The sequence below is a fragment of the Vibrio sp. D431a genome (assembly GCF_030248655.1).
Taxonomy (GTDB): Bacteria; Pseudomonadota; Gammaproteobacteria; order Enterobacterales; family Vibrionaceae; genus Vibrio; species Vibrio alginolyticus.
The window spans coordinates 1-1,524 of sequence record NZ_JAHGAP010000060.1; the positions used below are offsets into that span (position 1 = coordinate 1).

A 1,524-nucleotide genomic window follows, 5' to 3' on the forward strand; every position below is an offset into this window, starting at 1 on the left:
AACTGAGTTTGATGCGCGCATCGCTTCCATTGATGATGCTGTTTATGAAGGTCCAGAAGATTTCAGTGTCACGGTAACCGGCATTGGCGCAGTACAAGGCAGCGATACCGGTACGGCAACGATTGTGGATGACGGCAGTGGTCCGGGCCCTGATCCGGATGATGACCGTCCAAGCGTGACTATCTCAGATGCTGGCACCATCAATGAGGGTGAGACAGCGAACTTTAAAGTGACGCTGTCGAATGCCTCCGAGTCCACTGTTCAAGTCGAGCTAGGCCTGAACTTAGGTGACACCGAAGTTGGAGACTTAGGCACCTTAGAATACAACACAGGCTCCGGTTGGGTTGCAGTGCCAAACGATGGTGTAGTAACGGTGCCAGCGGGGCAAACCGAGTTTGATGTGCGTATCGCTGCCATTGATGACGCCGTTTATGAAGGTCCTGAAGATTTCAGTGTGACAGTGACTGGCATTGGTGCAGTGCAAGGCAGCGATACGGGGACGGCGACGATCGTGGACGACGGCAGTGGTCCGGGCCCCGATCCAGATGATGACCGTCCAAGCGTGACTATTTCAGATGCTGGCACCATCAATGAGGGTGACACAGCGAACTTCAAAGTGACGCTATCGAACGCCTCTGAAGCGGAAACGCAAGTAGAGTTGGGTCTTAATCTCGGCGATACCGAAGCCGGTGACTTAGGCACCTTGGAATACAACACGGGAAGTGGTTGGGTTGCAGTGCCAAACGATGGCGTGGTGACGGTGCCGGCGGGGCAAACTGAGTTTGATGTGCGCATTGCTTCCACTGATGACGCCGTTTATGAAGGCCCAGAAGATTTCAGTGTCACGGTGACTGGCATTGGGGCGGTGCAAGGCAGCGATACGGGAACGGCAACGATAGTGGATGATGGCAGTGGTCCGGGCCCTGATCCGGATGATGACCGCCCGAATGTGACTATTTCAGATGCTGGCACCATCAATGAGGGTGAGACAGCCAACTTCAAAGTCACCTTATCGAACGCGTCTGAAGCGGAAACGCAGGTGGAACTGGGTCTTAATCTTGGTGATACCGAAGTTGGAGATTTGGGCACCCTAGAATACAACACGGGAAGTGGTTGGGTTGCAGTGCCAAACGATGGCGTGGTGACGGTGCCAGCAGGGCAAACTGAGTTTGATGTGCGCATTGCTTCTATTGATGACGCGGTGTACGAAGGCCCTGAAGATTTCAGTGTCACGGTGACTGGCATTGGCGCAGTGCAAGGCAGCGATACGGGGACGGCAACGATAGTGGATGACGGTACGGGGCCAGGACCTGATCCGGATGATGACCGTCCAAGCGTGACTATTTCAGACGCTGGCACCATTAATGAGGGTGAGACTGCGAACTTCAAAGTGACGCTGTCGAATGCCGCCGAGTCTACAGTACAAGTCGAGCTAGGCCTCAACTTGGGTGATACCGAAGTTGGAGACTTAGGTACCTTAGAATACAACACCGGAAGTGGCTGGGTGACAGTGCCAAACGATGG

The 1,524-nt window shown here is 54.2% G+C and carries 1 protein-coding gene; it reads left to right on the forward strand.

Going from position 1 to position 1,524, the window contains the following annotated elements; translation table 11 throughout:
- Positions 1-1,524: Calx-beta domain-containing protein (locus tag KJB35_RS27270; RefSeq protein ID WP_285469876.1), on the forward strand; the 1,524-nt coding region annotated here is incomplete at both ends.